This window comes from Escherichia coli DSM 30083 = JCM 1649 = ATCC 11775, from assembly GCF_003697165.2.
Classification (GTDB): Bacteria; Pseudomonadota; Gammaproteobacteria; order Enterobacterales; family Enterobacteriaceae; genus Escherichia; species Escherichia coli.
The window spans coordinates 1,308,373-1,329,236 of the sequence record NZ_CP033092.2 but is presented as its reverse complement, the minus strand read 5'-3'; the positions used below and the strand labels follow the sequence as shown (position 1 = coordinate 1,329,236).

Sequence of the window (20,864 nt, the reverse complement as noted above, 5' to 3'; positions counted from 1 at the left end):
AGACTTAAAGCCTATCCCAGTGGGCGTAATTGTTGCAGGCAGTTTGGACATGGACAGCGCGGAGAAACCAGAGCGTACATGTCGTACGTGAAGATTTCGAGCACTGCCCGGGGCCGAACTGACAAATAAAATAGCCTGATGGGATGGGCTGTTAGCATTATTTCGTGTTTTTCGACGACGGTAATTCAATGCGGAAACAAACGTCTTGCCCGCTCTCGTCGACCAGATACAGTTCCCCTTGCATACGGCGAATACAATCCCTGGCAATGCTTAATCCCAGACCGCTGCCCTTCACCGCCCCTTTTCGCTGGTGGCTTCCCTGAAAAAAGGGTTCGAAGATCATGGCGCGTTCCTCTTGCGGAATGGGCGTGCCTGTATTGATGACATCAATATAAACCCGCGCACCATGTAAACTGCTGCGAAGGCAAATGTTACCGGATTCAGCCCCGTAGTGCACCGCATTGGAGTAAAGATTATCCAGTACGCTCATCAGCAGCATTGGCTCCGCCAGGCAAGCTGTTGCTTTGAGATCAACGTCGGTATGCATCATTTTAGCCCGTGCGGGCAGGCTATGAGCAGAAACCACTGTCTCCACCAGCGGTGCTAACTCAACATTCTCCAGTTCCACCGCACTGTCCGCCTGTTTACGGTTGTAATCAAGCAGTTGTTCGATCAGCTTTTGCAAATTGCGGCTGCTGCTATCAAGAATGCTCACCACCTCTTTTTGCTCTGGCGTAAGCGGCCCGACAACCTGATCAGCCAGTAATTCAGTGCCCTCGCGCATACTCGCCAGTGGCGTTTTTAATTCATGAGATAAATGTCTTAAAAATTGATGGCGTTGGGATTCCAGCCATGACAGGCGCTCACTTAACCAAAGAATACGTTGCCCAACCGAGCGTAACTCGCTCGGTCCACTGAACGAGACGCTATTGCCCAGAGAACGCCCTTCCCCCAGCCGGTTGATCATGCGCTCGATATTTTTCACCGGACCGATAATCATCCTCGTGAAAAGCAGTACCATCACCAGACTCACCAGAAATAGCACCAGCGATTGCCAACCAAAATATTGCCCACGTTCGGCGATTTCACGCTGAAGTTGCTGCCCACGAGAGAACACCACTGTGCGCGTGGCCTGCACCATTTCGGTATTGGCACTGGCAAAGGCTTCCAGACGCGCGGCGGCAGCAGCATCGGGACCGCTGTTGTTACACTGAAGTTGAGCCAGATTATTCAAATCCTGACGTAATGCCTGGTAGAGTTTATCGTCCGGCAGCACGCCTGCGTGGGCATCGAGCATTTCGCTGTAACGCTTGCGCTGGCTTTGATAAACCTTCGCAAGCGTAGGGTCGTCCAGCACGCAGTACTGACGGTAGCTGCGCTCCATCTCCAGTGCCGCGTTGGTCATCGCTTCACTGCGCCGGGCATCAATAAGCGTAGTGCGGTTAACCAGCGCCGCCTGATCGCTAAGTGCATTCAGGCTTTGCCAGGCTTGCCATGCCAGCACCAACAGGGGCAGCAGAATCAGCAAAAATGCCAGCATTACCAGTTGTCGTAATGAGCGGGGAAAAACGGGCCAGCGGTTCAAGGCGTTACTCTCGTCAGACGCGAATAGCCTGATGCTAACCGAGGGGAAGTTCAGATACAACAAAGCCGGGAATTACCCGGCTTTGTTATGGAATAAGGCGGTGCCTAACTCGACGTTTCGCCCGATGGTTGATATAGCTACGCTGATATCAGAAGTTGGACGGCAGGCACCTTGTTGTGCGTCATTCGAATTTTATGTAGCACGTCCCGAAGGGGCTGACATAAGTCGGTGAATGAGCCACTGCTTACTATTATGCAGTAACTGTGCCAATAAAGAAAATAGTTTGGTAACGTACTGATTATAAACTGCTTTGAGGGGTTTATGGCTTCTCCACTATTTGAATGTAAATCAGCCACTGTGTCGCTAAAAAGAGACAACTTAAGATAAACTTATTAGATAATATTAAAATCAATGAGTTAAGTGTCACCAAAAAGCGACACGGCAAACCACCCATTGTCGTGATTTAAAGACACAAAAAAGCTCCCGAAGTTGGGAGCTCATAATAGCGGTTGGTGCTTAATGCCGGATGCGGCGTGAATGCCTCATCCGGGCTGCAATACCAATGGGTTGACGACTTACCCCAACTGCTTACGTGCATTGCGGAAAATGCGCATCCATGGGCCATCCTCGCCCCAGTTTTCCGGATGCCAGGAGTTGCTGACAGTACGGAAAACACGTTCCGGGTGCGGCATCATAATGGTGACTCGACCACTTTCAGTCGTGACTGCCGTAATACCATTCGGAGAACCGTTCGGGTTAGCCGGGTAGGTTTCAGTGACTTTGCCGAAGTTATCGACATAGCGCAGTGCCACCAGCCCTTTGCTTTCCAGTGCCGCCAGATGCGCCGCATCACGCACTTCCACGCGCCCTTCACCGTGAGAGACAGCAATCGGCATCTGCGAGCCCACCATCCCCTGCAACAGCAGCGACGGGCTTTGGGTTACTTCTACCAGACTGAAACGCGCTTCAAAGCGATCGGAGGTGTTACGCACAAAACGTGGCCACAACTCGCTACCCGGGATCAGTTCACGCAGATTAGACATCATCTGGCAACCGTTACATACCCCCAGCGCCAGCGTTTGCGGACGATGGAAGAAGGTTGCAAACTCATCGCGTACACGGTCATTGAACAGGATAGACTTCGCCCAACCTTCACCAGCGCCCAGCACATCACCGTAGGAAAAACCACCGCACGCTACCAGGACGTGGAAACCCTCCAGGCCCGTGCGTCCAGCCAGCAGATCGCTCATATGCACGTCGATAGCATCGAAGCCCGCACGGTGGAAAGCTGCCGCCATTTCAACATGGGAGTTCACACCCTGCTCACGCAGTACGGCAACTTTCGGGCGCGCGCCAGTGGCAATAAACGGTGCTGCCACATCTTCGTTGATATCAAACGACAGTTTCACATTCAGGCCCGGATCGGCGTCGTTTGATTTCGCCTGGTGCTCCTGATCGGCACACTCCGGGTTGTCACGCAGACGCTGCATCTGCCAGGTCGTTTCTGCCCACCAGACACGCAACGTGGTGCGGCTTTCGCTAAATACAGTCTGCCCGTTGGCGGTAATCACAAAACGGTCACCGGAAACCGCCTGCCCAACATAATGGACGCAATCAGCAAGCCCATGCTGTGCCAGTACCGCTTCAACGGCTTCACGGTCAGCGGCTCGCACCTGAATCACCGCACCCAGTTCTTCGTTAAACAACGCCGCCAGGCGATCGTCACCCAGAGTGGCGATATCCGCGTCAATGCCACAATGACCAGCAAAGGCCATTTCCGCCAGCGTTACCAGCAGGCCGCCATCAGAGCGGTCGTGATACGCCAGCAGCTTACGCTGTGCAACCAGCGCCTGAATCGCGTCATAGAAGCCTTTCAGTTGGGCAACATCGCGTACATCTGCCGGTTTGTCGCCAAGCTGACGATAAACCTGCGCCAGTGCCGTTGCGCCCAGCGCGTTATTGCCTTTGCCCAAATCAATCAGCAACAGTGCGTTATCTTCGGTAGAAAGCTGCGGCGTAATGGTGTGACGTACATCTTCCACGCGGGCAAATGCGGAAATCACCAGCGACAACGGCGACGTCATTTCGCGCTCTTCGTTACCTTCCTGCCAGCGGGTTTTCATCGACATAGAGTCTTTACCCACCGGTATCGTCAGGCCCAGCGCCGGACAAAGTTCTTCGCCCACAGCTTTAACGGCTTCATACAGGCCCGCATCTTCACCAGGGTGGCCTGCCGCCGCCATCCAGTTGGCGGAAAGTTTGATGCGTTTGATATCGCCAATCTGCGTTGCGGCGATGTTGGTTAACGCTTCACCGACCGCCAGACGGGCAGAAGCGGCGAAATCCAGCAGCGCAACTGGCGCACGTTCGCCAATTGCCATCGCTTCGCCATAGTAGCTGTCGAGGCTGGCGGTAGTGACCGCACAATTAGCGACCGGCACCTGCCACGGCCCCACCATCTGATCGCGCGCTACCATGCCGGTTACGCTGCGGTCACCGATGGTCACCAGGAAAGTTTTCTCCGCCACGGTCGGCAGATGCAGCACGCGTTTCACCGCGTCAGCGATGGTGATCCCTTCACGGGCCAGCGCGTCGCCTTTCGCTTTCAGCGTTTGTACATCGCGGGTCATCTTCGGCGTTTTGCCAAGCAGTACGTCCAGCGGTAGATCAATCGGCTGATTATCAAAATGACGATCGTGCAAAGAAAGATGCAGTTCTTCGGTCGCTTCACCAATCACCGCGTATGGCGCGCGCTCACGCTTACACAGTTCGTCAAACAGCGGTAACTGATCGGCAGCAACCGCCAGCACGTAGCGTTCCTGGGATTCGTTACACCAGATTTCCAGCGGGCTCATGCCCGGTTCGTCGCTCAGGATATCGCGCAGTTCAAATTTACCGCCGCGCCCGCCGTCGCTCACCAGTTCCGGCATGGCGTTAGAAAGACCGCCTGCGCCAACGTCGTGGATAAACAGGATTGGGTTGGCATCACCAAGCTGCCAGCAACGGTCGATCACTTCCTGGCAGCGACGCTCCATCTCCGGGTTGTCGCGCTGTACGGAAGCAAAGTCGAGGTCGGCATCAGACTGACCAGATGCCATAGAAGACGCCGCGCCGCCGCCAAGACCGATGTTCATTGCCGGGCCGCCGAGAACGACCAGCTTCGCACCAACGTTGATCTCGCCTTTTTGTACGTGATCGGCGCGAATGTTGCCGATCCCACCCGCCAGCATGATCGGTTTGTGATAACCGCGCAGCTCTTCGCCATTGTGGCTGTTCACTTTTTCTTCATAAGTACGGAAGTAGCCGTTCAGTGCCGGGCGACCAAATTCGTTGTTAAACGCCGCGCCGCCCAGCGGGCCTTCGGTCATGATGTCCAGCGCGGTAACAATGCGCTCAGGTTTACCGAAATCTTCTTCCCACGGCTGTTCGAAGCCAGGAATTCGCAGGTTGGATACGGAGAAACCAACCAGACCAGCTTTCGGCTTTGCGCCACGTCCGGTGGCACCTTCATCGCGGATTTCACCGCCGGAACCGGTCGCCGCGCCCGGCCACGGAGAAATCGCCGTCGGGTGGTTGTGAGTTTCGACTTTCATCAGAATATGCGCCGGTTCCTGATGGAAATCGTAGCGGCCCGTTTCGTGGTCAGCAAAGTAGCGGCCCACTTCAGAACCTTCCATTACGGCGGCGTTATCTTTATAAGCAGAGAGAACGTGATCCGGCGTGGTTTCGAAGGTGTTTTTGATCATCTTAAATAGCGATTTCGGCTGCTGTTCACCATCGATAACCCAGTCGGCGTTAAAAATTTTGTGGCGGCAGTGCTCGGAGTTCGCCTGGGCAAACATATACAGTTCGATGTCGTTCGGATTACGACCAAGCCTTGTGAAAGCATCCTGCAGATAGTCAATTTCATCTTCCGCCAGTGCCAGGCCAAGACGCAGGTTAGCGTCGATTAGCGCCTGACGGCCCTGCCCCAGCAAATCAACGCTGGTGACCGGAGTCGGTTGATGGTGTGCAAACAGCTGCTCTGCATCATCTAAAGCAAAAAAGACCGTTTCCATCATGCGGTCGTGCAGTTCAGCGGTAACCTGCTGCCATTGTTCATTGGTCAGCGTACCGGCTTCTATATAGTAAGCAACGCCGCGCTCAAGGCGGTTTACCTGTTGCAGCCCGCAGTTATGGGCAATATCGGTCGCTTTCGAAGACCAGGGAGAGATGGTGCCAGGACGCGGGGTCACCAGCAGGAGTTTGCCTTGCGGGGCGTGGCTGGCGAGTGCCGGGCCATATTTCAGCAGGCGTTCAAGTTGTGCGTGCTCATCATCGTTTAACGGCGCATTGAGGTCAGCAAAATGGACATACTCGGCGTAAATAGTGTGAACCAGGAGCCTGGCAGCCTGAAAACGTGCCAGCAGTTTGTTGATTCGGAATGCCGACAATGCAGGCGAACCACGCAGAATTTCCATCATAAGTCTCTCGTCTTCTAAGCTTTCGGTGTACCCAAGGGGGGGGGAAACGGGCGTCATTATAAAGAATCTGATGCGCTGACGAAACCGTTTGCGTGGAAATAAAATCACCATCGTGAATTAGCAACGCGTGCCGCCAATGGCTGTAATAAGTTGCCATCTGGCGCAGGTTTACGCAAAATGCCGCTCATTTATGAGTAAACCTTTCACTATTATTACGTTTTTTCAAGCTGGGACGCGCACGACACAGAGAATTAACTAATTGAAAAAATTAAAGATTAATTATCTGTTCATCGGCATTCTGGCACTGCTGCTCGCGGTCGCTCTCTGGCCATCCATTCCCTGGTTTGGTAAAGCCGACAACCGTATCGCCGCCATTCAAGCGCGGGGAGAGTTGCGTGTGAGCACCATTCATACTCCCCTGACGTATAACGAAATCAACGGGAAACCTTTTGGCCTGGATTACGAACTGGCGAAACAGTTTGCCGATTACCTCGGTGTAAAACTGAAAGTGACCGTGCGGCAGAATATCAGCCAGCTGTTTGACGACCTCGATAATGGTAACGCCGACCTGCTGGCGGCAGGACTGGTCTATAACAGTGAGCGGGTAAAAAATTATCAGCCTGGTCCTACCTATTATTCCGTGTCACAACAACTGGTTTATAAAGTGGGTCAGTATCGCCCACGTACGCTGGGCAACCTGACGGCGGAGCAACTCACCGTTGCACCGGGTCACGTGGTGGTTAACGATCTCCAGACCCTGAAAGACACAAAATTCCCGGAATTAAGCTGGAAGGTAGACGACAAAAAAGGCTCTGCGGAATTAATGGAAGATGTCATCGAAGGAAAACTCGATTACACCATTGCTGATTCTGTCGCCATCAGCCTGTTTCAGCGTGTTCACCCGGAACTCGCCGTAGCGCTCGATATCACCGATGAACAACCGGTGACCTGGTTTAGCCCGTTAGATGGCGATAATACCCTTTCCGCCGCTCTGCTCGATTTCTTCAATGAGATGAATGAAGACGGTACGCTGGCACGCATTGAAGAGAAATACCTGGGGCATGGCGATGATTTTGATTACGTCGATACGCGCACATTTTTACGCGCCGTCGATGCGGTACTGCCGCAGTTAAAGCCCCTGTTTGAGAAATACGCCGAAGAAATTGACTGGCGTTTGCTGGCCGCTATTGCTTATCAGGAATCGCACTGGGATGCGCAGGCCACTTCACCGACGGGTGTGCGCGGCATGATGATGCTAACCAAAAATACCGCGCAAAGCCTCGGCATTACGGATCGTACCGATGCCGAACAGAGCATCAGCGGCGGCGTGCGTTATTTGCAGGATATGATGAGTAAAGTGCCGGAAAGTGTGCCGGAGAACGAACGGATTTGGTTTGCCCTCGCCGCGTACAATATGGGCTATGCGCATATGCTGGATGCCCGTGCCCTGACGGCAAAAACCAAAGGGAATCCTGACAGTTGGGCTGACGTAAAACAGCGTCTGCCTTTACTTAGCCAGAAACCCTATTACAGCAAGCTGACTTACGGCTACGCTCGTGGGCATGAAGCCTACGCTTATGTCGAAAATATTCGTAAGTATCAGATTAGCCTGGTGGGTTATCTGCAAGAGAAAGAGAAGCAGGCTACAGAAGCGGCGATGCAACTGGCGCAGGATTATCCGGCGGTATCGCCTACGGAGTTGGGCAAAGAGAAATTTCCTTTTCTCTCGTTTCTTTCCCAGTCGTCATCAAACTATTTGACCCACTCTCCCTCTCTGCTATTTTCCAGAAAAGGGAGTGAAGAGAAACAAAATTAATCTGTCGAGGATTGCGCTTTTTTCTGCGCTTTAATTTCCTGGCGGCGCATGCGAAAGAAGTCACTGAGCAACGCCGCGCACTCATCCGCCAGTATTCCTTCCGTAATTTCCACCCGGTGATTCATACCCGGATGATGTAGCACATCCATTAAAGATCCCGCAGCGCCAGTTTTCGCGTCACGCGCACCAAAGACCACGCGACCAATGCGACTGTGGATCATCGCTCCGGCACACATTACACAGGGTTCAAGCGTGACATACAACGTGGCGTCGATCAGACGATAATTTTGCATCACCAGACCGCCCTGCCGTAGGGCCATGATTTCTGCATGTGCGGTGGGATCATGTCGACCAATCGGACGGTTCCAGCCTTCGCCAATAACACGATTGTTATGCACTAATACCGCGCCGACCGGTACTTCCCGCTCATCCCAGGCACGCTTCGCCAGCGTCATTGCATGACGCATCCAGTATTCGTGGCTAAATTCGACTTCAGACAAAAAGAAAACTCCGGTTATAAAAGCGCGGCGCATTATACACGGACGCTATGCTTTACTCTATTCCAGTTGCTGGAGTTCACCGCGCGGAGTTACTCGCCAACGATGCTGACAGAAATAAAGCAGCGGGTTGTCCTGATTACTGTCGCTATAGCCACTGTACAGCCGCAGCGGCGTGCCGATTTTGCGCTCCAGTTGCGCGACCTTTTCATGTCCCAGACAACGCATCGTCAATACCCAACCACCATAGCCACGCTGAATCTGACTGGCGATAAGATTAACCCGCGGCAGCCAGGGCGTATCGAAATAAACCGCTTCAACCAGCGGCTGCGGAGAGCCGGTAATCAACCAGATATCAGCATCGGAACTTAACAGGTAGGTGGTTAATCGCTCCTGAACCAGCGGAAAGGCGGTAACATTGTCACGAAACCAGCGTACGAAATCGGCCTGCAACGCCTGCAAACGCGCTTCATTGTGACCAAAAGTGCATCCCCACAGAAGCAGACTCATCGGCCAGCGTGCCGCACGACCTTTTATCAATAACGCAATGGCTATGATCGGCAACAGCGGCAGAACAAGTAACGCATTCAGCGGTTGGCGACGCAGTAAATAACGCAAAAAACTGCCGAACATATCCTGCTGATGCAATGTTCCATCTAAGTCAAAAAACACCACACGACGCTCGTGAGTTGCCAAACCATACTCCTCTGGACTGAAACATCCTGATTAATTTTCGCTACTACATAGCCTAACAGATAGATCATCACTTTTCCGGCAACAATCGACCGCATCATGGCTAACTGGAATTTTTAATTCATGGCAATTAGCGGCAATGGAATATAAAATTCACTCGCGTGTGTCTCATATTGCCTGTTGTCGCCATTATTTCATCGCGAGGAAAGATATGAACGGCTTACTTCGTATCCGTCAGCGTTACCAGGGGCTTGCCCAGAGTGATAAAAAACTGGCGGATTATCTGCTGCTACAACCTGATACGGCGCGCCATTTAAGCTCTCAGCAACTGGCCAACGAAGCCGGAGTCAGTCAGTCCAGCGTCGTGAAGTTCGCGCAAAAACTCGGCTATAAAGGTTTTCCGGCACTAAAGTTGGCGTTGAGTGAAGCGCTGGCAAGCCAGCCGGAATCTCCCTCCGTGCCCATTCATAACCAAATCCGCGGTGATGATCCGTTACGGCTGGTCGGCGAAAAACTGATTAAAGAAAATACTGCCGCTATGTACGCAACGCTAAACGTTAATACTGAAGAGAAACTGCATGAATGCGTAACAATGTTGCGCTCTGCGCGGCGGATAATTCTGACCGGTATTGGCGCTTCGGGTCTGGTGGCGCAAAACTTTGCCTGGAAGCTGATGAAGATTGGCTTCAATGCTGCCGCAGTGCGCGATATGCATGCGCTACTCGCTACAGTACAGGCGTCGTCCCCTGACGATCTGTTATTAGCCATTTCCTACACCGGTGTACGACGCGAGTTAAACCTGGCGGCAGATGAGATGCTGCGAGTGGGCGGAAAAGTGCTGGCTATTACCGGCTTTACTCCCAATGCCCTGCAACAGCGTGCTTCTCATTGCCTGTATACCATTGCCGAAGAACAAGCGACAAACAGTGCTTCAATCTCTGCTTGTCACGCGCAGGGAATGTTAACGGATTTGCTGTTCATTGCGCTGATTCAGCAGGATCTGGAACTGGCACCAGAACGTATTCGTCATAGCGAAGCGCTGGTGAAAAAACTGGTCTGAGTAAAGAATGCGCGTATAATGCCCGCCCGGTTTGTGTTGTTTTGAGAGTTTCCTTATGGCGCTGTTAATCACTAAAAAATGCATCAATTGTGATATGTGTGAACCCGAATGCCCGAATGAGGCGATTTCGATGGGTGAACATATCTACGAGATTAACAGCGATAAGTGTACCGAATGCGTAGGGCACTACGAGACACCAACCTGCCAGAAGGTGTGTCCGATCCCCAATACTATTGTGAAAGATCCGCAACATGTCGAGACGGAAGAACAGTTGTGGGATAAATTTGTGCTGATGCACCACGCGGATAAAATTTAATATTCTGCTCTGGAAGTAGAGTGTTAATTATTTTATAGAAAAATCTTAACGCTATTATATTTATTTAAATGATGATATTAGCATAATCATTCACTAAGTTAATTTATATAGTATCTGCCCAGACACTTATTTATAGTTATTAAAGGCGCGTCCGATTGGTTCACCGGACGCACCTTAAGTACGTTTCCTTGTGTTATAAGAACAAAAGGAGCAGCTGTAAAACAGCAATGATGATTTTGATGACCCGTTTAATCAGGTATCGGCAATCAGTCATTCGTTTTTCCTTAAACAAGGAATGCAGCCGTTCAGATTAGCCCTTACATCTCCCCAAAACTGAACGTGCGAGTTATTGGAATCGAGTGCTGCACTCCACACCAGAGCTTTGACGACACCACTCGTTTCAATGGGGGAATTCAGTGGCATGGTGTAAAGCACAGCAAAATTGCCAATAACGAAACCGATTTTAATGTACTTATCAAAAAGCGGTCACGTTAATCTTTTCATCAATGTCGATTTCTTCGTAAAGGCTCGCGTTTTTTATGTCAGAGATTGCAAGTTGCTTGTACAGGTCAACGAAATTGATCCATAATCATTTTCGTTGGAATCGTGTGCTGCACAAAATTAAAGTTAAAAAGTAAAACCCCCGTTCCTTACCAGTTCGGGGGTTTTACTTTATAAAGAGAACGGTATTATTTTAACTTTCAATAATTACCGTGGCACAAGCATAGTGGCGCTCATCGGCAAGCGTTACATGCATATTTACAACGCCGAGCTTTTCCGCCAGTTTTAATGCCTCACCCCATAGCCGTAGCCGTGGTTTGCCGAGCTCATCATTGAATACTTCAAACTGATTAAACGCCAGACCATTGCGGATCCCTGTGCCAAATGCTTTTGCCGCCGCTTCTTTCACAGCAAAACGCTTCGCCAGAAAACGCACTGGCTGGTGGTGCGTTTTCCAGATTTCCCATTCGTTATCGCTTAATACGCGGCGTGCCAGGCGCTCACCGGATCGGGCGATCACCGCTTCTATGCGAGCGATCTCTACAATATCCGTACCTAAACCTAATATTGCCATTAGCCACGCGCTTCCAGCATCAGACGTTTCATTTCTGCCACCGCATCTTTCAGTCCGGTCATCACTGCACGACCAATAATGGCATGACCGATATTCAGTTCATGCATCTCAGGGATGGCGGCAATGGCTTTCACGTTGTGATAGGTCAGACCGTGTCCGGCGTTAACTTTCAGACCGAGACTAGTGGCAAAGGTCGCGGCTTTGGCGATACGCGCCAACTCTTGCGCCTGTTCGGCGTCAGTTTTGGCATCAGCATAGCAACCGGTGTGGATCTCGATAAACGGTGCGCCAACCTCTGCCGCAGCTTTGATCTGCTCTTCATCGGCGTCGATAAACAGAGAAACCTGGATCCCGGCATCTGCCAGACGTTTGCAGGCATCGCGCATTTTTTCACGCTGCCCTGCGACGTCCAGGCCGCCTTCGGTTGTGACTTCCTGACGCTTTTCCGGTACCAGACAGCAAAAATGTGGCTTCGTCTCAACGGCGATCGCCAGCATCTCTTCGGTCACCGCCATCTCCAGATTCATGCGGGTATCCAGCGTCTGGCGCAGGATGCACACATCGCGGTCGGTAATGTGGCGGCGATCTTCACGTAAATGCACGGTAATGCCGTCCGCTCCCGCCTGCTCAGCAATAAACGCCGCCTGCACCGGATCCGGGTAAGCAGTACCGCGCGCGTTACGCAGCGTTGCAATATGGTCAATGTTGACGCCTAACAGTAATTCAGCCATGACAATCCTCATCATTCATAATGTGTTTTCACCGTTCGCTTAGGCATAAACTGCCGGAACAGTTCCCTGCTCTTTAATGGTTTACCGCCAAGATACGGCTTAAGCGCCATGCGGGTAAAGCGTTTCGCGGCGCGCAGTGTGTCTGCGTCAGGAAATTCCCGCGCGTTTAACGCTTTTAACTGCCTTCCGGTGAACGTTTTATTGTCGATAACGACGCTTGCGATAAACCCTTTTTCTTCGCGATAACGATACGTCATGGTGTCATCTACCGGCTCGCCGCTACCCGCACAATGGGTAAAATTGACGCCATAGCCCAGATGCCCGAGCAGTGCCAGTTCAAAGCGGCGCAACGCGGGTTCTGGCGTACCAGTGACCCCGGCAAGAGACTGAATGCAGTGCAAGTAATCGAAAAAGAGTTCAGAGAAGCGCGTCTCGTATTCCAGTACGCGGGAGAGAAGTTCGTTGATGTACAGACCGCTGTAAAGCGTGATACCGCTTAATGGCAGCGCCAGCGAGACAGCTTCAGCACTGCGCAGCGTTTTGACTTCGCCACGCCCGCCAAAACGTAGCAAGAGAGGGGTGAAAGGCTGTAATGCCCCTTTCAGAGTAGAGCGTTTAGAGCGTGCGCCTTTGGCAACCAGACGCACGCGACCCGATTCCTCCGTGAAGACGTCCAGCATCAGGCTGGTTTCGCTCCACGGGCGACTATGCAGGACAAAAGCGCGCTGCCAGCCTTCCATCGGAGTTACTCTTAAAGATCGTCAACATAACCGAGACTGCGCAGTGCGCGTTCGTCGTCGGCCCAACCGGATTTCACTTTTACCCACAGCTCAAGGTGAACAGGCGCTTCGAACATTTCCTGCATGTCTTTACGCGCTTCAATCCCGATGGTTTTGATCTTGGCCCCTTTGTTGCCAATGACCATCTTCTTCTGCCCTTCACGCTCAACGAGAATCAAACCGTTGATGTCATAACCGCCGCGTTCGTTAGAGACGAAACGTTCGATCTCCACGGTCACGGAGTACGGCAGTTCAGCGCCGAGAAAACGCATCAGTTTTTCGCGGATAATTTCAGACGCCATAAAACGCTGTGAGCGATCGGTGATGTAATCTTCCGGGAAGTGATGGGTCGCTTCAGGCAGATGCTTACGCACGATTGCCGCGATAGTGTCGACATTCAGCCCGGTTTCGGCAGAGATCGGCACGATATCGAGGAAGTTCATCTGGCTTGCCAGGAACTGTAAGTGTGGCAGCAGATCGGCTTTTTCCTGCACGTTGTCCACTTTGTTCACCGCGAGGATTACCGGCGCTTTGCCATCACGCAGCTTGTTGAGCACCATTTCATCGTCCGGCGTCCAGCGGGTGCCTTCTACGACAAAAATCACCAGCTCAACGTCGCCAATGGAGCTGCTCGCCGCTTTGTTCATCAGACGGTTAATAGCGCGTTTTTCTTCCATATGCAGGCCTGGGGTATCAACGTAGATCGCCTGATACGCGCCTTCAGTATGGATCCCCACAATGCGGTGACGAGTTGTTTGCGCCTTGCGGGAGGTGATGGAGATCTTCTGCCCCAGCAGTTTATTCAACAATGTGGATTTGCCAACGTTCGGACGTCCGACGATAGCAATAAATCCGCAGTAACTTTTATCGATGCTCATTCCAGCTCCAGTTTTTTCAACGCCTGTTCGGCGGCAGCCTGCTCAGCCTTACGACGGCTTGAACCTGTGCCAACCACCGGTTCACTCAGGCCGCTGACCTGGCAGTGGATAGTAAATTCCTGATCGTGCGCTTCGCCACGTACCTGGACTACCAGATAAGTCGGCAGCGGCAGATGGCGACCCTGCAAATATTCTTGCAAGCGCGTTTTCGGATCTTTTTGTTTATCTCCTGGGCTAATTTCGTCCAGACGGGTTTGATACCAGTTGAGGATTAATTTCTCGACGGTTTGAATATCACTGTCGAGGAATACGCCACCAATTAATGCTTCGACGGTGTCGGCGAGAATTGACTCACGACGAAATCCACCGCTTTTAAGTTCACCTGGCCCTAAACGTAAGCACTCGCCTAACTCAAATTCGCGCGCCAGTTCTGCCAGCGTATTGCCACGGACCAGCGTGGCGCGCATCCGGCTCATATCGCCTTCATCGACACGAGGGAAACGGTGATAAAGCGCGTTGGCGATAACGTAGCTCAGAATAGAGTCGCCTAAAAATTCTAAACGCTCGTTATGTTTGCTGCTGGCGCTACGATGGGTTAATGCCTGCTGCAACAGTTCCTGATGATTAAAAGTGTAGCCCAGCTTCCGTTGAAGCCGATTAATTACGATGGGGTTCATGCGATACCAATAAATAAATGCGTCAACAATTCAGCACACGAAACAGACCTGATATACATAGCTCTGCTAACTGCTTCGCTGCAGTTTAGCGGTATATGGGGACCAACGCTGTTTCGTGTGCCGTGGCAACCTGGAGGTGCCAACCTTAAACTTCGGGGGAATATTCTATACACAACGACGGGGGATGTCGTTAGCCACGGGAGATTTATCTCATAAATAATTCACGTTGTCGCCATAACGGCGACAACGTGAACGAAGATGGGCTATTAATGGATGCCGCCAATGCGACTTAAGCGCACACCTGTCGGCCATTCGCCTTCTTGCTTATCGAAACTCATCCAGATAGCCGTTGCCCGACCGACCAGATTCGCTTCCGGCACAAAGCCCCAGTAACGGCTGTCCGCGCTGTTGTCGCGGTTGTCGCCCATCATGAAGTATTGTCCCGGCGGAACAATCCAGGTTGCCAGTTGTTGCCCTGGCTGCTGGTAATACATCCCCACCTGGTCCTGCGCAATCGGCACTGTCAGAATGCGGTGCGTCACATCACCCAATGTCTCTTTACGCTCGGAAAGACGAATTCCATTTTCTTTGGTTTCGTTTTTCGGCACTTCAAAGAATCCGCTGGTCGCTTCCCCACCATTACGGCGTGAGAAGGTCTGAACGAAATCGCTCGGTTCCACGTTGGAGTAAGTGACCGGTAGCGCGTTTTCACACGCCTGGCCGGAACTGCATCCCGGTTGAATCGTCAGCTCTTTTGAGACCGGATCATAAGTGACTTTATCGCCCGGCAAACCCACCGCGCGCTTGATGTAATCAAGCTTTGGATCTTCCGGATATTTAAAGACCACGATATCGCCGCGTTTCGGATGACCGGTTTCGATCAGCGTTTTCTGGTAGATAGGATCTTTAATGCCATAAGCAAACTTCTCTACCAGAATAAAATCACCGATTAACAGAGTCGGCATCATCGAACCTGACGGGATCTGGAACGGTTCATAAATAAACGAACGCACAATCAATACGATAGCCAGTACCGGAAAAACAGAAGCACCGGTTTCCAGCCAGCCAGGCTTCGGCGCAACCTTTTTCAGCGTTGCTTTATCCAGTGAGTCACCGGCAGCCGCCTGCGCCGCTGCCTGACGTTCCCGCCGTTTAGGTGCGAAAAAGAATTTATCCACGCACCATAAAATGCCCGTCACCAGTGTGGCAATCACCAGAATCAGGGCAAACATATTCGCCATGCCAACTCCTAAGGGTTATTTGTTGTCTTTGCCGACGTGCAGAATGGCGAGGAACGCTTCCTGCGGCAGCTCGACGTTACCGATCTGCTTCATGCGTTTCTTACCTTCTTTCTGCTTCTGCAGCAGCTTTTTCTTACGACTGATATCGCCGCCATAACATTTAGCCAGTACGTTTTTACGCAGCTGTTTCACGGTGGAGCGCGCAATGATGTGCGTACCAATCGCTGCCTGAATGGCGATATCAAACTGCTGGCGCGGGATCAGATCTTTCATCTTCTCCACCAGCTCGCGACCGCGGTTTTGCGAATTACCACGATGGGTGATCAGCGCCAACGCATCAACACGTTCACCGTTGATTAATACGTCTACACGTACCATGTCGGACGCCTGGAAGCGTTTGAAGTTGTAATCCAGAGACGCATAACCACGCGAGGTAGATTTCAGGCGATCGAAGAAATCGAGCACCACTTCCGCCATCGGGATCTCGTACGTCAGCGCCACCTGATTACCGTGGTAAACCATATTGGTCTGCACGCCGCGTTTTTCTACGCACAGCGTAATAACGTTGCCGAGATATGCCTGCGGCAGCAGCATGTGACATTCTGCAATCGGCTCGCGCAGTTCGTAGATGTTATTTACCGCTGGCAGCTTGGATGGGCTGTCGACGTAGATAACTTCTCTTGACGTGGTTTCAACTTCATACACTACGGTCGGCGCAGTGGTGATCAGATCCAGATCGTATTCACGTTCCAGACGTTCCTGGATGATCTCCATGTGCAGCAGACCGAGGAAGCCGCAGCGGAAACCAAAGCCCAGCGCGCTTGAGCTTTCCGGCTCATAGAACAGTGAGGCATCGTTCAGGCTGAGTTTACCCAGCGCGTCACGGAAGGCTTCATAGTCGTCGGAACTTACCGGGAACAGACCGGCGTATACCTGCGGTTTGACTTTCTTAAAGCCAGGCAGCGCCTTTTCTGCCGGATTACGCGCCAGCGTTAAGGTATCGCCTACTGGAGCGCCGTGGATATCTTTAATCGCACATACCAGCCAGCCTACTTCGCCACATTTCAGTTCAGTGCGGTCAACCTGTTTTGGCGTAAAAATACCCAGACGGTCGGCGTTATAGGTCTGCCCGGTACTCATGACTTTCACTTTGTCGCCCTTACGCAGGGTGCCGTTTTTAATACGGATAAGTGAAACAACGCCCAGGTAGTTGTCGAACCAGGAGTCGATAATGAGTGCCTGTAACGGGCCTTCCGGATCGCCTTCCGGCGGCGGAATGTCGCGCACCAGACGTTCGAGAACGTCCTGCACGCCAACGCCGGTTTTCGCTGAACAGCGCACCGCGTCAGTGGCGTCGATGCCGACGATATCTTCAATTTCTTCCGCCACGCGTTCAGGATCAGCTGCCGGCAGGTCAATCTTGTTCAGTACCGGCACCACTTCGAGATCCATTTCCATGGCGGTGTAGCAGTTTGCCAGGGTTTGCGCTTCTACGCCCTGCCCGGCGTCGACCACCAGCAATGCACCTTCACATGCAGCCAGCGAACGAGAAACTTCATAGGAGAAGTCTACGTGGCCCGGGGTGTCGATAAAGTTAAGCTGATAGGTTTCGCCGTCAGACGCTTTGTAGTCCAGCGTCACGCTTTGCGCTTTGATGGTAATGCCACGCTCACGCTCAAGATCCATGGAATCGAGAACCTGCGCCTCCATTTCACGGTCAGACAGGCCACCGCAGATCTGGATAATACGGTCAGACAGCGTCGATTTACCGTGGTCAATGTGAGCTATGATCGAAAAGTTACGTATATTCTTCATAAAGTATGATTATTGTGCCTTAATGCCCGGTTAACCAGGCTTTTAGAAGTCGCTGTTCTGAGCTTAACGTCTGTATTAATAGAAACGCCGCATTCTACACTACAACATTGAGGCGAGGAAATGTTCATACCGTATGGATTGTGGTATCTGGAAACGTCCTCGCATTTGTTATGCAAAATGCAACAAAGCCAGTGAAATCACTGGCTCGCGTCTTCCGAAGATGTTTCAAATCGCACAAGGCCAGGCGGCAAGGCCACGCTTAAGATGATCGGTTGCCATTCTGCCCGGGCAGCAAACTTACGCGAGTAGCCGCGCGCAATCAGGAACCCGCCAAAACCGCCGAGGATCGCACCACATAATGCTGCGACGTCAGAAGCAAAGAGTAGCTGAAATAGCGAAGCGATGAGGAATAATCCCACCAGCGGCGACATATAAACCAGTAATGCGGAGCTAAGCAGGCTGCCTTCGGCGATTCCTAATTCTACTTTTTGCCCCGGCACTAACGGCTCATCACAGGGTACGACAATGGTATGCGTGGTTTGCGGGCCAAGTTTATTCAACACGCGGCTACCGCAACCGGCGCGTGAAGCGCAGCTGCTGCATGAGGCTTTAACATCACAACTGACCAGCGCCTGCCCGTTTTGCCAGGAGACGACGGTAGCCCACTCTTTGATCATTGCGCTGCCCCGAACTTAATATTCTCGGCAATGCGTTTCGCCGTTTGCGGCGGCAGTTCACCGACAATGGTGATTTCGGCGTTATCACGTACGCTTGTACTGACGGTTCTGCGTCCGGTGCGCAACATCTGATCGCTGCTCGATGGCGTAGCGCGGTTAACGTTTACCGAGAAGCTGAATAATCCGTCGGAATAGAGACGTGATTCGATAGGCATGTTGTCCATCGTCGGTAGCGGACGTCGACTACTGGAAACTTCGCTAAAACCCTGTGGCAACCAGGTTGGCGTCCAGCTGAATTTAGCTTTTTCACCTACAGGAACAGAAAGCAACGGCGGCAAATTTGCCTTCGCCAGCGTCTGCATACTGCTGCTGATATCCTGATTGACGTTAAAAGCAATCACGCGAAATTGTTCCAGCGTTTCACCATCGCGATCAAGGAGATCAACCCGCATCGGTAATTTCGATTCGGTGTCCATCCACACAATGTAGCTGTAGCGTGTGCCATCACGGGCGACTACGCGAATGACTTCGCAAAGACGATCAGCAATACGCGTGCGTCCCACGGAGATAAAGTCGTAGTAAGGAGAAAGGCGTTTGAAATCGGTATAAATGAGCGATGGCAGAGAATCAACAATGTAATCGCCATTAAGCGTGAACGGTTCAAGGCCCGGCTCAAAGTAGCTGATTTCATTGCCGCGCTGTACCACTTCCCGGCGCGGGCCATCCATTTGCAACAGCTGTGCAAGCGGACGGTTATCGAGGCGTGCATGTCGATAACGCAGAGACTCAACACCCTGTTTATTGATGCTGATGAATGACAGCTCGTAATTCAGTGACTGACTGGCCAGGTTCATCTGCTGTAATAACGCCCCGGACGCGGGAGTGGCCGAGGCGTTAGCAGAGAATAACAGGCTACCTGTCACTAATGACATGGCAAACCAAAGTTGCTTCATTACTGCGATTGCGTTCCTAAAGTTTGAATTCCTGGCACCTGTACAGCGGCTTGCTGAGTTTGTGCCTGCTCAAACTGAAGCTGTTCAGAGTGGAGTCGGCGTTGCAGTTCGTAATCCTGCAACATTGCATTAATGCGACGACGCTGCTCCTGTACCTGCTGCTGTTGACCATTATTTGCGGTCGCTTCAGAAGGTACTCCCAGACTAACCGGGCTGGCTTTACCCATCATCGGCAGTGTATTAAATACTGGCGTTTCGGGCTGCCGGGACGTTTCAGATTGCCCATTATAGTGCTGGACGCCAACGATAACTGCAAGCGATACGCATGCTGCTACGCCCATTTGGGTAAGCTGTGCCGCCCACGGACGTACTTTCTGCCAGAATGGCATTTTCTGCCATTGATGCGGCGCAGGCTGGGCTTCCGGGATCAATGTCGCCGGTTGACGTACTGGCTCTTCTTCAATGGCGGCCATCACGCGTGAAGAGATATCGAAATGGAGCACCTCGGGAGTATCACCCCGCATTGAGTCACGGATCAAGTGATAGCTTTCCCAGGTTTTCTGCATTTCTGGGTTATGAGCCAGTTCGTTAAGCAGCTCACTATCCAGCGTTTCGCCATCCATTAAAGCGGAAAGTTGTTCTTTCTGCATGCCTAATACCCTTATCCAGTATCCCGCTATCGTCAACGCCTGATAAGCGGTTGAACTTTGTTATCAATAGCTTCCCTCGCTCGGAAGATACGTGAACGCACCGTACCTACCGGACAATCCATGATAGCGGCTATCTCTTCATAGCTCAGGCCATCCAGCTCCCGCAAGGTTATTGCCATGCGTAAATCTTCCGGGAGGGACTCAATAGTTCGGAAAACTATCTGTCTCAGTTCTTCTGACAACATTAAGTTCTCAGGGTTCGAAATTTCTTTCAACGCGCCGCCACTTTCGAAGTTTTCAGCTTCAATGGCATCCACATCACTGGAAGGTGGACGACGCCCCTGAGCAACCAGGTAATTTTTCGCTGTATTTACAGCAATCCGATACAGCCATGTATAAAAAGCGCTATCTCCCCGGAACGAATCCAGCGCACGATAGGCTTTAATAAAAGCTTCTTGTACCACATCGGGAACATCACCCGACGGCACATAGCGGGAAACCAGACTCGCCACTTTATGCTGATAGCGCACTACCAGTAAGTTAAAGGCTTTCTGATCTCCCTTCTGGACCCGTTCAACCAGGACCTGGTCCGTTAACTGCTCGCTCATCCGAGGTAAAGTCTCCCCAAACCAAATTTCCACGCGCTATCGAAACGCCACTCCATTAGCTGCAATTTGAGCAAGCAAAGGGTTAGAGTGTCTCGTTTTTGTAAAGTTCCGTAACGCATCTGTTTTTGTTTGTCATGCTGTAGACGGATCATTATCTATCATTATAAGTCTACAGAATCTGAACATCGCATTATCTGTGTAGAAATGCCCATTTAACTGCCTGAAGAGTAACCCAACGGCCTTTTTATTTCACCACCTAATCCTCCACCAGCCAGTAACTTCTCGTTTTCTCGCCGCCCTGAGGCAGCGTGTTTAGTCACTGTAACAAATATTAAAATAGCAGGTGTTTA

The 20,864-nt window shown here is 51.8% G+C and carries 20 protein-coding genes; 3 read left to right on the top strand and 17 right to left on the bottom strand.

All coding sequences use genetic code 11. The features are described from left to right. Positions 1-157 precede the first annotated feature (157 nt). Complete coding sequence (gene qseE / locus EAS44_RS07415) at positions 158-1,585, bottom strand: two component system sensor histidine kinase QseE/GlrK (RefSeq protein ID WP_001350885.1); 1,428 nt, start codon at positions 1,583-1,585, stop codon at positions 158-160. A 575-nt stretch (positions 1,586-2,160) separates the two neighbouring features. Then, the gene (gene purL, locus EAS44_RS07410) at positions 2,161-6,048 is read right to left on the bottom strand and encodes a phosphoribosylformylglycinamidine synthase (RefSeq protein WP_000970064.1); all 3,888 of its coding nucleotides are present in this window, start codon (positions 6,046-6,048) and stop codon (positions 2,161-2,163) included. A 259-nt stretch (positions 6,049-6,307) separates the two neighbouring features. Here purL and mltF point away from each other — a divergent pair, with 259 nt between their 5' ends. Continuing rightward, positions 6,308-7,864 (top strand): membrane-bound lytic murein transglycosylase MltF, encoded by a 1,557-nt coding sequence (mltF, locus tag EAS44_RS07405; RefSeq protein WP_000734193.1) that lies wholly within the window; start codon positions 6,308-6,310, stop codon positions 7,862-7,864. On the opposite strand, the gene tadA is transcribed toward mltF, so the two are convergent. Both tadA and yfhb read right to left on the bottom strand, forming a co-directional pair. Then, positions 7,861-8,364, bottom strand: a complete 504-nt coding sequence (gene tadA, locus EAS44_RS07400; RefSeq protein WP_001301544.1) for a tRNA adenosine(34) deaminase TadA — start codon at positions 8,362-8,364, stop codon at positions 7,861-7,863. The genes mltF and tadA overlap by 4 nt on opposite strands. A gap of 57 nt (positions 8,365-8,421) precedes the next feature. Then, complete coding sequence (gene yfhb, locus EAS44_RS07395; protein WP_000190644.1) at positions 8,422-9,057, bottom strand: phosphatidylglycerophosphatase C; 636 nt, start codon at positions 9,055-9,057, stop codon at positions 8,422-8,424. Between the two features lie 208 nt (positions 9,058-9,265). Between yfhb and yfhH the strand changes: the two genes are divergently transcribed. After that, the gene (yfhH, locus tag EAS44_RS07390) at positions 9,266-10,114 is read left to right on the top strand and encodes a MurR/RpiR family transcriptional regulator (protein ID WP_001298401.1); all 849 of its coding nucleotides are present in this window, start codon (positions 9,266-9,268) and stop codon (positions 10,112-10,114) included. A gap of 55 nt (positions 10,115-10,169) precedes the next feature. After that, on the top strand, positions 10,170-10,430 hold the full coding sequence (gene yfhL, locus EAS44_RS07385; RefSeq protein ID WP_001196297.1) for a 4Fe-4S dicluster ferredoxin YfhL: 261 nt from the start codon (positions 10,170-10,172) through the stop codon (positions 10,428-10,430). 193 nt (positions 10,431-10,623) lie between these two features. Here yfhL and shoB read toward each other — a convergent pair whose 3' ends face one another. The 13 genes from shoB to rseD form a co-directional block, all read right to left on the bottom strand. Further along, positions 10,624-10,704, bottom strand: a complete 81-nt coding sequence (gene shoB, locus EAS44_RS07380) for a type I toxin-antitoxin system toxin ShoB (protein ID WP_000128777.1) — start codon at positions 10,702-10,704, stop codon at positions 10,624-10,626. Positions 10,705-11,124: 420 nt separating this feature from the next. Further along, on the bottom strand, positions 11,125-11,505 hold the full coding sequence (acpS, locus tag EAS44_RS07375) for a holo-ACP synthase (protein WP_000986038.1): 381 nt from the start codon (positions 11,503-11,505) through the stop codon (positions 11,125-11,127). Next, positions 11,505-12,236, bottom strand: a complete 732-nt coding sequence (gene pdxJ, locus EAS44_RS07370; RefSeq protein ID WP_001296302.1) for a pyridoxine 5'-phosphate synthase — start codon at positions 12,234-12,236, stop codon at positions 11,505-11,507. The genes acpS and pdxJ overlap by 1 nt, the downstream gene beginning before the upstream one ends. Before the next feature lie 11 nt (positions 12,237-12,247). After that, entirely contained in the window at positions 12,248-12,976 is a 729-nt protein-coding gene (recO, locus tag EAS44_RS07365) for a DNA repair protein RecO (RefSeq protein WP_000399404.1), read from the bottom strand. A gap of 11 nt (positions 12,977-12,987) precedes the next feature. Then, positions 12,988-13,893, bottom strand: a complete 906-nt coding sequence (gene era / locus EAS44_RS07360; protein WP_000020737.1) for a GTPase Era — start codon at positions 13,891-13,893, stop codon at positions 12,988-12,990. Continuing rightward, on the bottom strand, positions 13,890-14,570 hold the full coding sequence (rnc, locus tag EAS44_RS07355; protein WP_001068343.1) for a ribonuclease III: 681 nt from the start codon (positions 14,568-14,570) through the stop codon (positions 13,890-13,892). The genes era and rnc overlap by 4 nt, the downstream gene beginning before the upstream one ends. A 266-nt stretch (positions 14,571-14,836) precedes the next feature. Further along, the gene (lepB, locus tag EAS44_RS07350) at positions 14,837-15,811 is read right to left on the bottom strand and encodes a signal peptidase I (protein ID WP_000002542.1); all 975 of its coding nucleotides are present in this window, start codon (positions 15,809-15,811) and stop codon (positions 14,837-14,839) included. Positions 15,812-15,826: 15 nt separating this feature from the next. After that, positions 15,827-17,626 (bottom strand): translation elongation factor 4, encoded by a 1,800-nt coding sequence (lepA, locus tag EAS44_RS07345; RefSeq protein ID WP_000790169.1) that lies wholly within the window; start codon positions 17,624-17,626, stop codon positions 15,827-15,829. Between the two features lie 197 nt (positions 17,627-17,823). After that, positions 17,824-18,303 carry a SoxR-reducing system protein RseC gene (gene rseC, locus EAS44_RS07340; protein ID WP_000589066.1) on the bottom strand — a complete coding sequence of 160 codons (480 nt, stop codon included), beginning with the start codon at positions 18,301-18,303 and terminating at the stop codon, positions 17,824-17,826. Continuing rightward, on the bottom strand, positions 18,300-19,256 hold the full coding sequence (gene rseB / locus EAS44_RS07335) for a sigma-E factor regulatory protein RseB (RefSeq protein ID WP_000812048.1): 957 nt from the start codon (positions 19,254-19,256) through the stop codon (positions 18,300-18,302). The genes rseC and rseB overlap by 4 nt, the downstream gene beginning before the upstream one ends. Continuing rightward, positions 19,256-19,906: an anti-sigma-E factor RseA gene (gene rseA / locus EAS44_RS07330; protein WP_001168462.1), complete on the bottom strand. Its 651-nt coding sequence runs from the start codon at positions 19,904-19,906 to the stop codon at positions 19,256-19,258. The genes rseB and rseA overlap by 1 nt, the downstream gene beginning before the upstream one ends. Positions 19,907-19,938: 32 nt before the next feature. Continuing rightward, positions 19,939-20,514, bottom strand: coding sequence for an RNA polymerase sigma factor RpoE (gene rpoE, locus EAS44_RS07325; protein ID WP_001295364.1), 576 nt, complete (start codon positions 20,512-20,514; stop codon positions 19,939-19,941). Beyond that, the gene (rseD, locus tag EAS44_RS07320) at positions 20,511-20,666 is read right to left on the bottom strand and encodes a rpoE leader peptide RseD (RefSeq protein WP_001303621.1); all 156 of its coding nucleotides are present in this window, start codon (positions 20,664-20,666) and stop codon (positions 20,511-20,513) included. Before rseD ends, rpoE begins: the two co-directional genes overlap by 4 nt. Between the last annotated feature and the right edge of the window lie 198 nt (positions 20,667-20,864).

What these genes read in the sequence shown, in the direction of transcription:
- shoB (WP_000128777.1), bottom strand. Translation starts at nt 10,704, where the DNA reads ATGACTGATTGCCGATACCTGATTAAACGGGTCATCAAAATCATCATT.
- lepB (WP_000002542.1), bottom strand. Translation starts at nt 15,811, where the DNA reads ATGGCGAATATGTTTGCCCTGATTCTGGTGATTGCCACACTGGTGACG.
- rseB (WP_000812048.1), bottom strand. Translation starts at nt 19,256, where the DNA reads ATGAAGCAACTTTGGTTTGCCATGTCATTAGTGACAGGTAGCCTGTTA.
- yfhH (WP_001298401.1), top strand. Translation starts at nt 9,266, where the DNA reads ATGAACGGCTTACTTCGTATCCGTCAGCGTTACCAGGGGCTTGCCCAG.
- rnc (WP_001068343.1), bottom strand. Translation starts at nt 14,570, where the DNA reads ATGAACCCCATCGTAATTAATCGGCTTCAACGGAAGCTGGGCTACACT.
- recO (WP_000399404.1), bottom strand. Translation starts at nt 12,976, where the DNA reads ATGGAAGGCTGGCAGCGCGCTTTTGTCCTGCATAGTCGCCCGTGGAGC.
- rseA (WP_001168462.1), bottom strand. Translation starts at nt 19,906, where the DNA reads ATGCAGAAAGAACAACTTTCCGCTTTAATGGATGGCGAAACGCTGGAT.
- rpoE (WP_001295364.1), bottom strand. Translation starts at nt 20,514, where the DNA reads ATGAGCGAGCAGTTAACGGACCAGGTCCTGGTTGAACGGGTCCAGAAG.
- yfhL (WP_001196297.1), top strand. Translation starts at nt 10,170, where the DNA reads ATGGCGCTGTTAATCACTAAAAAATGCATCAATTGTGATATGTGTGAA.
- purL (WP_000970064.1), bottom strand. Translation starts at nt 6,048, where the DNA reads ATGATGGAAATTCTGCGTGGTTCGCCTGCATTGTCGGCATTCCGAATC.
- lepA (WP_000790169.1), bottom strand. Translation starts at nt 17,626, where the DNA reads ATGAAGAATATACGTAACTTTTCGATCATAGCTCACATTGACCACGGT.
- rseC (WP_000589066.1), bottom strand. Translation starts at nt 18,303, where the DNA reads ATGATCAAAGAGTGGGCTACCGTCGTCTCCTGGCAAAACGGGCAGGCG.
- pdxJ (WP_001296302.1), bottom strand. Translation starts at nt 12,236, where the DNA reads ATGGCTGAATTACTGTTAGGCGTCAACATTGACCATATTGCAACGCTG.
- era (WP_000020737.1), bottom strand. Translation starts at nt 13,893, where the DNA reads ATGAGCATCGATAAAAGTTACTGCGGATTTATTGCTATCGTCGGACGT.
- rseD (WP_001303621.1), bottom strand. Translation starts at nt 20,666, where the DNA reads ATGATCCGTCTACAGCATGACAAACAAAAACAGATGCGTTACGGAACT.
- acpS (WP_000986038.1), bottom strand. Translation starts at nt 11,505, where the DNA reads ATGGCAATATTAGGTTTAGGTACGGATATTGTAGAGATCGCTCGCATA.